At 62.6% G+C, this 8,118-nt stretch carries 8 protein-coding genes; 3 read left to right on the top strand and 5 right to left on the bottom strand.

What is annotated here, in order from left to right; translation table 11 throughout:
* Nucleotides 1-600 (bottom strand): helix-turn-helix domain-containing protein (locus BDK88_RS07020; protein WP_130499756.1); only part of this gene is annotated, 600 nt, incomplete at its 3' end.
* Between the two features lie 152 nt (nt 601-752).
* On the opposite strand from BDK88_RS07020, the gene BDK88_RS07015 reads away from it, so the two are divergent.
* Complete coding sequence (locus BDK88_RS07015) at nt 753-1,136, top strand: helix-turn-helix domain-containing protein (protein WP_130499820.1); 384 nt, start codon at nt 753-755, stop codon at nt 1,134-1,136.
* Between the two features lie 180 nt (nt 1,137-1,316).
* Here the strand turns inward: BDK88_RS07015 and BDK88_RS07010 are convergent, their stop codons facing one another.
* The 4 genes from BDK88_RS07010 to BDK88_RS06995 form a co-directional block, all read right to left on the bottom strand.
* Nucleotides 1,317-1,913 (bottom strand): YIP1 family protein, encoded by a 597-nt coding sequence (locus tag BDK88_RS07010; RefSeq protein ID WP_242611616.1) that lies wholly within the window; start codon nt 1,911-1,913, stop codon nt 1,317-1,319.
* A gap of 114 nt (nt 1,914-2,027) precedes the next feature.
* Entirely contained in the window at nt 2,028-3,950 is a 1,923-nt protein-coding gene (locus BDK88_RS07005) for an aldehyde ferredoxin oxidoreductase family protein (protein ID WP_130499755.1), read from the bottom strand.
* Nucleotides 3,951-4,173: 223 nt separating this feature from the next.
* Nucleotides 4,174-4,359: a DUF1328 family protein gene (locus tag BDK88_RS07000; protein WP_130499754.1), complete on the bottom strand. Its 186-nt coding sequence runs from the start codon at nt 4,357-4,359 to the stop codon at nt 4,174-4,176.
* Nucleotides 4,360-4,467: 108 nt separating this feature from the next.
* Complete coding sequence (locus tag BDK88_RS06995) at nt 4,468-6,366, bottom strand: bacterio-opsin activator domain-containing protein (protein ID WP_130499753.1); 1,899 nt, start codon at nt 6,364-6,366, stop codon at nt 4,468-4,470.
* Nucleotides 6,367-6,473: 107 nt separating this feature from the next.
* On the opposite strand from BDK88_RS06995, the gene BDK88_RS06990 reads away from it, so the two are divergent.
* Both BDK88_RS06990 and BDK88_RS06985 read left to right on the top strand, forming a co-directional pair.
* Nucleotides 6,474-6,665 (top strand): HVO_0649 family zinc finger protein, encoded by a 192-nt coding sequence (locus tag BDK88_RS06990; protein ID WP_130499752.1) that lies wholly within the window; start codon nt 6,474-6,476, stop codon nt 6,663-6,665.
* Between the two features lie 236 nt (nt 6,666-6,901).
* Nucleotides 6,902-8,089 carry a hypothetical protein gene (locus tag BDK88_RS06985; RefSeq protein ID WP_130499751.1) on the top strand — a complete coding sequence of 396 codons (1,188 nt, stop codon included), beginning with the start codon at nt 6,902-6,904 and terminating at the stop codon, nt 8,087-8,089.
* Nucleotides 8,090-8,118 lie beyond the last annotated feature (29 nt).

Below are 8,118 nucleotides of genomic sequence, written 5' to 3'. Positions count from 1 at the left end.
CAGCGTCGTTCCGGTGATCCCGAGCTCGTCAGCGACCTCGCCGGCGTTGGCCCGCTTTGGGTGTTCGAAGTAGCCCATCCGGTGGGCCGTCTCGAGGACCTCCGCCTGCCGATCGGTGAGCGTGTTCCGATCGACGAAGACGAGGTTTTGCTCGGTGTGTTCTTGCTGGGACTGGAGCAGTCGCTGGACGTCGAGTGTCGCATACCGCTCGCGTAACGCACCGATGACCGTCTGCAGTTGTGCCATATCCGGCGCATGAAAGGTCAGGTACAGTGCCGCACCATGTGCGCGGACGTCGACGAGCGGACAGTCGAACTGCTCGATGCACGCACAGGGACAGTCGCCGTCGAGGTCGCGCTCGAAGCGATAGACAGTGCTCGAGCCATACGAGAAGATCGACGAGAGGTCGGCGTCGACATCGAACTCGTCGGGTTCCGTCTCCGCCTCGAGCATGAACTCGACGGTCACGCGCTCGGGCGCTGACGGGTTGGTGCTCTTCGAGACGGAGTGGGCCCGACCGCTCGTCTCGGCTGCGGCCTGTGCGACGATACAGTCAGCCGGATCGTCGATTTTTATCTCCGCGCGAATCCCCGATGCCATTACGCACTGGTGGGACGCAGACATCCTAAAGCCTGCGTCCGCAAGCCCCGACTCGTCCCACCGAGCGACAGATTCGACACCGGATATAAAGCCCCCTGTATTTATTGGGACTCATTTGGAGGGGGTCTGGTTGCTACTACTGGATGAAACAGATGTCCGCTATGAACTCAGACACCCGGCGACGAGGTTGGCAACGTGACGAGTCCGTCGATCCGCAGGCCGTGCTCGCGGCCCTCGACGACGACGCCTGCCGGGCCATTCTCGAGGCGACGGCCGAGACTGCGCTGACGGCGACGGAACTTTCTGAGGAATGTGACATTCCGATGTCGACAGCCTATCGGAAAGTCGAGATGCTCACCGAGGCAGATTTAGTCACAGAGCAGGTCCGGATCAACACCACCGGAAAGCACGCCACCGAGTACCGGAAGAACTTCGACGACGTGCTGGTCTCTGTCGCCAACGGGGGCGTCGAAGTCGAGCTGACGAAGCCGGACGAAGCCGACTCGGCTGCCTCCTACGCCGTCGCCGACGACTGATCGTTGCTACGGAGCAGGCTATTGCGGACAGATCCGCCTCACACCGTCGCGGAGGCGTACGGACGTTTCGCTGCTTCTCGATCGGTTCCATCCGTTTTGCGCAGCCGTGGCTGCAGTCGTCCGTGACTGTGCTTCGGCAGGGTAGTGACGACAAGGGAAGGCGACCGATCGTCCCAGCAGCTATGCGATGACTTCGAGGACAAGCATGGCCGGTTGGGGGGCCGGCTGACTGCCGAGATCGAGGACGAACGCCCCGATCACGGCTGCGAGGACGACGAACACGGGAAGCAGATAGAGGACCGACGCGAGGAGTGCGACGACCGTCGCTTTGCCCGTCGAAAGATCGTGAAACGCAGTCAGCCCCTTGATCTGGAGGTAAAGCCCGTAGAGCCCGATACCGAGGTTGACGAGTGGAATCCACCACAGACAGTAGCGAACGACGACCGGAAACGCGTACGCCTCGAGCGTCTCTGTCAGCCCGCGTGCGCCGAACAGATAAGCGAGGCCGTGAGCAACGAGCGCTTCAACGACGCCAGTAATCCAAAACACGATGCCAAATCCCAGTGTGACCCCCACTGCAGCCGCGATCTGCGTCGGCTCCGTGATATTCACCACCACCATGAGGAGCCCCAGTGGCACCACGACGGCGAAATACGACACCAGCATGAACACGACCGGGTAGCCGATGCCATGTGTTTCGTCGTACTCCGCGAAAAACGTCCCCGGGTCCCGCAGCATATAGCCGTTGACACCTTTCCACTGTTTTGCGAATCCCATACCGAACCCTGATAAATAATCCTACATGTATGTATCGATAAGGAAGACAGTGTTCGTAACTAACCAGACGGCCGCGAGCCGAGCACCGCGAAATACGTGCGACGCCGACGGCGATCAGTCGTCGCTCGAGACCGCCGTCCCGCTTTCGCTGCTGACGCCCGTTCCGGGGCCAATGTCGATGCCGAGTTCTTCGAGTTTCTCGTCGGGGACGACGCCGTCGACCCAGCCGCGGTACTCGTAGTACTCGTCTTTCATCTCCTCGAGTTCGCAGTATTCGCCTTCGCTTGCACCCTGCCCGCGGATGCCGTCCTCGAGGAAGCGCTCGGGCAGCGAGTCGTCGCTCCCATCGAAGCCGACGAGGTTGTTGTAGTACCGTTCCAAGTTGTACACTCGTTCGCCGGCCTCGAGGAGTTCGTCTTCGGTGACGTCGCGGCCGGTCATCCCGTTGTACTGGGTGACGTACTCCTCGATGCCTTCGGCGAAGGCGTTGAACTTGCAGATGTCGAAGGAGTCACTGATGGCGTGGAGATCCTGGAATTGGGCGGTGAGTTCGCCTTTGCCCTCGTACTCGTAGGGGTCGACCTTCTCAGGGATGCCCAGGATTTCGGCGGCGGGGGTGTAGCCCCGCAGGTGGCAGGCCCCACGGTTCGAGGTGGCGTAGCCGATGCCCATGCCTTTCATACAGCGCGGGTCGTAGGCCGCGATGGTCTGGCCTTTGACCGCCAGCGAGTTGTCGTGGGCCTCCTTACGGTCGGCGACCCGGCGTGGCCCCTCGGCCAGTAGGTCCGCGAGGTCATCCTCGCGGCGGGCGATCCGGTCGATCATGTCGATCATCGTCTCGGTGTCGCCCCATTCGAGGTCGCCTTCCTCGAGTTTGCCCTCATCGGACATCTCCATGGCCATCGCCATCATGTTGCCCGCCTCGATGGTGTCGACGCCCATGTCGTTACAGCGCTCGATCATCACCGCAACGGCGTCGCGGTCGGTGTGGCCCGAGTTCGGGCCGAGCGCGTAGGCCGATTCGTACTCGTAGGATTCGGTCCGGACGTTCAGTTCCTCGCCTTTGTGCATCGTCTGGACTTCGACTTCCTTCTTGCAGGCGACCGGACAGGAGTGACAGGTCGGCTCGTCGACGAGGATGTTTTCGCGGACGTTCTCGCCGGAGACGCGTTCGGCGTCGATGTCGACGCCTTCCGCCTCCCGCATGCTTTCAGTCGAGGTGTACTTCCCGTTTTTCGTCGGGAGGCCATCCATCTCCTCGCCGATGTTCATCAGGACGTTCGTCCCGTACATCGAGAGGCCGCCCTCGTTGGGAGCAGTGACCTCCGATTCCTGGATCGCCTGCATCGCTTGCTGGTGGCCCTCCCGGAAGGTCTCCGGATCTGCCGGCTGGGGCATCTTCGTCGAGGACTTGACGACGACGGCTTTGAGATTCTTCGACCCCATGACACAGCCCGTGCCGCCACGGCCAGAGGCGCGGTCGTCCTCGTTGATGATACAGGCGTACTTGACCTCGTTTTCCCCGCCAGGGCCGATCGCCATGATCGAGAGGTTCTTGCCGTAGGACCCCTCGACTTCCTCCTCGATCGTCTCACGGGTTTCGTGGACGCCGGTCCCCCAGAGATGAGAGGCGTCTCGCAGCTCGACTTCACCGTCTTCGACGACGGCGTAGACCGGGTCGTCAGCCTGTCCCTCGAAGAGCAGCCCGTCGAAGCCGGACCACTTGAGCCGGGCACCCGACCAGCCGCCGTGGTGACTGTCGGTGACGGTGCCGGTCAGCGGCGATTTCGTACAGACGGCGATCCGGCCGCTCATCGTCACTTGCGTCCCCGACAGCGGCCCGTTCATGAACGCAAGCAGGTTATCCGGCCCGAGCGGATCTACCTCCGGCCCCTGATCGAAGACGTACTTTACCCCGAGCCCCCGCGCACCGATATACTTCTTTGCGTCCTCGTCGTCGATCGACTCGTAGGCAACGTCCTCCTCCGAGAGATCGATGCGGGCAACCTTATCTTGAAATCCGCCGAGTTCAGTCATGGTAAGTGCTTACCGTTATCTACGACGCCCAGCATGTTAGGCGTTCTCAACCAAATGTAACCAGTATCGGTTATCGAAGACAGGTTCTCGAGGCCGGCATGCTCGTCGGATGATGCTGGACCGGATTCTGTCGGTACGCTCGCCGGCGGTGGCAGCTGCTGCAGACACGTAACCAGCAGCGATCACATCTCGAGTCAGACCAGTGTCTAGGTATCCGGCAGTCTCACAACAGGAGCGCGACCACCGCGAGGATAATGAAGATCAACACGAAGATCCGTGCGATCTCCATCGAGATCCCGGCAACGCCACGTGCGCCGACCGCGGCGGCGATGATCGCAAGGAGGAAAAAGACGAGCGCCCAGTAGAGGAATCCACCACCGGTCTGCAGCGGCGTTGCGAACTCGAGCATGCTGACTACCCACACGACGGGCCACATAAACGCTGGCGACCATCCACGGCCGTGCTCAATGCCTAAGCACCGACTACCGGTTTCGAGCCAAGACAGTCTCGAGTCCTGCTATGCGTCACCGAAGAACGCCCGACACAGTTTCGCCTCTGCCGTCCGCAGGTGTTCGTGGAACGTCGGCCGCGAGACTCCCATCGACTGGGCGAGTTCCTCGCCGGTCGTCGGTCGCGGCCACTCGAAGTAGCCGCCGAGGTAGGCTCGCTGTAACGCGCCGAACTGGCGGTCGGTCAGCGCCTCCTCGAGTCCGGCTGCGAACTCCTCGCGAGTCTCGGCCTCACGCTCGCGCTGCTGGAACGAGACGATATCGGTGCCCGCATAGCGGTCCTCGACGGCTTCGACGACCGCCCGGACGTTCGCCGAGCGGGGGACCTCGAGCGTGATACGCGCTCGGCCCGCGTCACTTTCGATCGCCTGGGTGCGAACGCCACGCTCGGAGAGCCACCCAACAAAGTCGTCCGCACCGGTCAGTTCGATCAGCGACTCCTCGTCGCGTTCGACGACGACGCGACAGTCGACATCGGACAGCTCCGCGGCGGCCGCAGTGAGTTCGTCCGCGCTCGCACCGGTTGCGGTAAACAGCGACGCCGTCTCGTCGCCCGTGCGGTGGACCGACCGGCGATACTCGAGCCGACAGTCGGCGTCGGCCGAGAGGGCGACGGGGGCCAGAGCGCGATCGGTCACGTCGAGTTCGACGGCAACGACGGCGTCGGTCGTCAGCACGCGACTGGTTTCGCGGGCGTTGACCCCGCTGGCGACCGCACGGGCGAGTGCGGAAAGGATGACGGTTTCGCGGTCGTCGACGGCGCGTGTCCGCTCGGTCCGGACCGTCAACACGCCATACTCGATCTCGTTGTACGAGAGCGGGAAGGCGATGTGGGTCGTTCCGCCGACGGTAGCAACGGCGGGCTCGCCGGTCGCAAGCGTCTCTGCGGCAGGGTGGTCGTCATCTGTCCCAAGTCGATCGTGCTCGGGGCCATCCCCCGCGCTCGAGCGAACGTCGATCGTCTCGGTCGCCGGGTTGCGCTCGCCGATCCAGGCCCCGCTGTATGCGTCCTCGGCAGCGATCCGGTCGCAGACTTCGGTCTCGAGGTCCGTGCGGTCGGTCGAGCCGGCGACGACGTCGGTGACGTCCTGCATCAACCCCTCGACGCGATCTAAGATGTACTCGAGTTCCTCGGTCCGGCGCTCGAGTTCGAGTTCGGCCTCCTTGCGCGCGGTGATATCGTTCTGGAAGCCGACGTAGTGGGTCACACGGCCGTCTTCGTCACGGACGGGGGCGATCGTGACCTCGTTCCAGAATTCGGTGCCGTCCTTGCGGTAGTTTTTGATCTCGACAGTGACTGGCCGGTCTTCGTCGATGGCCGCCGCCATCTCGGCGATCGCGTTCTCGTCGGACTCCTCACCCTGCAGGAACCGGCAGTTGCGGCCGACGACCTCGTCGTACTCGTAGCCAGTCATCTCCTCGTAGGCGTCGTTGACATACACCAGCGGGTTGTCATCGAGGTCGGGATCGGAGATGGTGACTCCAACGGGGGCTTCCTCGAGTGCGCGATCTTTCACCAGCCGGTCGCTCGTTCCCGGCAGCGCCCCCTCCGGTGTGCCGCCAGCGTCGCCGTGGGTGGCGGGCGGCCCGCGATCGAACGTGATCGTCGCGCCGTTGGCACCGCGGTGGATACGCGCACCGCCGTCTTCGTCGAGATCGATCCAGCGAGCGGTCCCGACCGTCGTCTCGTCGATCGCCGTCGCGAGCCGATTCCAGCGCGTTCCGAGTGCGGTCGCCGCGTCGCGGTCGGCGTCACCGATTTCGAATGCATCACGGGCGGCCGGGTTCGCGTACGTGAGCGTCCCGTCAGCGACCGCCACCACCGGATCGACCACGTGCTCGAGTGCACGCGCCGCTCCGGCGGCATCACTGAGGCCACCGCCGCGATCCGCGTCGACATCGTCCATACGCTGTACTAGGGCGTGATGCCTAAGAATCGTTGTGATCGGAAGACGGCACAGCGAGGCACTACCGAGCCTAGCATGTTATATGCCACCACGACATATGTTTACACATGTCAGTACACCGTTCGCCGTTCGAGCGACTCCGCGAGAAGTTCGACGAATCGGAACTCCGCTGTCAGTCGTGTGGCTACGTCGACACCGACGGTAACTGGCGTGTCACCACCTCGGGCGGGCGAGTGAGCTACCGGTTCGTCTGTCCGGTCTGTGACGCCGTCGAGACGCGCGAACTCCGACTCGAGTAGTCGACCGACATCGGTCACTGGCGAGTCGACGGCATCGCAGTTCGAAACAACGAACTGTTTCGATCGGGAGTGGTGAGTAAGCGGTTCGTTTGAATCTGACAAATCGCCTGCTGTCACGAGGTGTCCAGCCTGAAACCGGCGGTAAGCGTCGTCGCTGACACAACGACCGTTTTCGCGGCGGAAATCCCGTAACAGTCGGCTCGTTTTAGCTCGAGAACCGTCGTCAGTCGGTTCGTATGGCTTCACAACCGCAAACACTCGGTGTCGCGTTCGTCGCGCTGCTGGTCATGCTCGCGGGGGGTCCCGCCCTCGTTGGTGGCACGACCACGGCGACGACCGACGACGCCGGAGACATGAGCAATAGTGCGACGCTGCAAAACGTCCAGGTTGGCACGCTGGAACTCGAGAACATCACGATCGAAAACGCGACGATCGAGGAACTCTCTGCCGAGCAACTCGACGTTCAGGACGCCGACGAGCAACTCATAGCGCAACTCAACGAGAGCGACGAAAGTCAGCCCGCCGACAATGAGTCCGGGGTGACGATCTCGAACGTCGCCTTCGAATCGCTGTCGTTCGAGAACGTTTCGTTGACCGAACTCGATGGCGGGAACGAGACCGAGGTCAACGAAACCAACGGCAACGAGACCGATGCCGAGATGGTCGATGGCGAAACGGACGCCGTCGAGACCGAACTCGACGACAACGAAACCGACAACGAGTCCGCGACGAGTCTCCAGCAGGTGGTCGACGAGAACGCCAGCACCGTGGTGGTACAGGACATGACGATCGAGTCGATGAACACCGAGCAACTGACGATCGAGGACCTGACCGTCGAAGAAACCGAGGACGGCGGGATCCTCGCTGGCATCTCGGATTTCATCAGCGACCTCTTCGGCGGTGATGGTGGTGACGAGGGTGGTGACGGCGAGACCCAGACGAACGACACCACAACCGACGAGAACGAAACCGTCCAGGAGATCGACTCGCTGACCATCGAAGAGTTCGATGTCGACGAGATCACGCTCGAGTCCATGACCGTCGGTACCCTCGAGAGTCAGCAGGGTGACAACAACGAGACCAACGAAACCGACGACAACGAGACGGACTCGGGCGAAACGATTGCGTCGGTCTCCGCAGGGTCGATGACGGTCGAAGAGAGTACTGTCGACACCCTCACCCTTGGCGAAACGCAGGGACTCGTCGACGCACTCCAGGAGCCGACAGCGGACACGACAAACGAAACCGACAACGAAACGGCCGACAACGAAACGGCTGACAACGTAACCGACGAGGCTGACAACGAGACCGAGGACACCGACAACGAGACGGCTGCCGGTGCCAACGAGACCGACAACGTGACCGACGACGCTGATAGCGAGGCGGACGACGCCGACAATACGACCGCCAACGAAACGGAGTGACGACCCACGCGGCACCGCTGGCACACGCC

This window comes from Natrinema hispanicum, assembly GCF_004217335.1.
Taxonomy (GTDB): domain Archaea; phylum Halobacteriota; class Halobacteria; order Halobacteriales; family Natrialbaceae; genus Natrinema; species Natrinema hispanicum.
The sequence above is the reverse complement of the archived record's forward strand: the minus strand, read 5'-3'. Positions and strand labels throughout refer to the sequence as shown.

Coding starts and splice junctions, on each gene's coding strand:
- BDK88_RS07015 (WP_130499820.1), top strand. CDS start 753: ATGTCCGCTATGAACTCAGACACCCGGCGACGAGGTTGGCAACGTGAC.
- BDK88_RS07010 (WP_242611616.1), bottom strand. CDS start 1,913: ATGGGATTCGCAAAACAGTGGAAAGGTGTCAACGGCTATATGCTGCGG.
- BDK88_RS07005 (WP_130499755.1), bottom strand. CDS start 3,950: ATGACTGAACTCGGCGGATTTCAAGATAAGGTTGCCCGCATCGATCTC.
- BDK88_RS07000 (WP_130499754.1), bottom strand. CDS start 4,359: ATGCTCGAGTTCGCAACGCCGCTGCAGACCGGTGGTGGATTCCTCTAC.
- BDK88_RS06995 (WP_130499753.1), bottom strand. CDS start 6,366: ATGGACGATGTCGACGCGGATCGCGGCGGTGGCCTCAGTGATGCCGCC.
- BDK88_RS06990 (WP_130499752.1), top strand. CDS start 6,474: ATGTCAGTACACCGTTCGCCGTTCGAGCGACTCCGCGAGAAGTTCGAC.
- BDK88_RS06985 (WP_130499751.1), top strand. CDS start 6,902: ATGGCTTCACAACCGCAAACACTCGGTGTCGCGTTCGTCGCGCTGCTG.